Source organism: Stenotrophomonas sp. P5_B8 (assembly GCF_054049855.1).
In genome coordinates this window covers 1-595 of the sequence record NZ_JBFULO010000869.1, presented here as the reverse complement: position 1 = coordinate 595, position 595 = coordinate 1, and the positions used below count along the sequence as shown (strand labels likewise).

General features: G+C 59.3%; 1 protein-coding gene. It reads right to left on the bottom strand.

What is annotated here, in order from left to right; all coding sequences use genetic code 11:
- Positions 1-578, bottom strand: a 578-nt coding sequence (locus tag ACXJKH_RS21905; RefSeq protein WP_457322542.1) for a phosphopantetheine-binding protein, incomplete at its 3' end; no start/stop codon positions are given.
- Positions 579-595: the final 17 nt, after the last annotated feature.

Genomic DNA, 595 nt, shown 5'->3' with positions numbered 1-595 from the left:
ATCCTCTTCTCAGTTTCCGACAGGTGATGCGCCAGTTGCCGCAGGCTGGGGTATTTGAAAATGTCGGCAACGGATACGTCCATGCCCGCCTGGCGAAGCTCGGCGACCGCCTGGATCGACAGGATCGAATCGCCACCCAGCGAGAAGAAGTCATCATCCAGACGACTGATCTTCGCGTGCAGTAGCTTCCTCCACACCTCGGCGATGAGCTCCTGGATCGGATCCAGTTCAAGGGCTGACGGTGCGAACGTCTGCTGGTGCTCCTGGAAGTACTCAAGCAGCGAGGTCCTGCAGACCTTGCCGTTGGGCGTCAAAGGCATCGTATCCACGAACAGGATATGTGCCGGCACCATGTGCCGAGGCAGCTGTTGCCAGAGCTTGGCCCTGAGCTGGTCCGCCGTCTGTTCCGCCTGGCCGCCGTCGACGAAGGCCAGAAGCATTTCCGTGCCCCGCTCTGCCAATACCTGGATGCTGACGTTCCGTCCAGGCAGCAACGCCGTAATATGATGAACGATCTCACCGAGCTCGACACGCTTGCCGCGAATCTTGATCTGTCCATCGCGACGACCCAGGTACACCAAGTTGCCATCAGCAT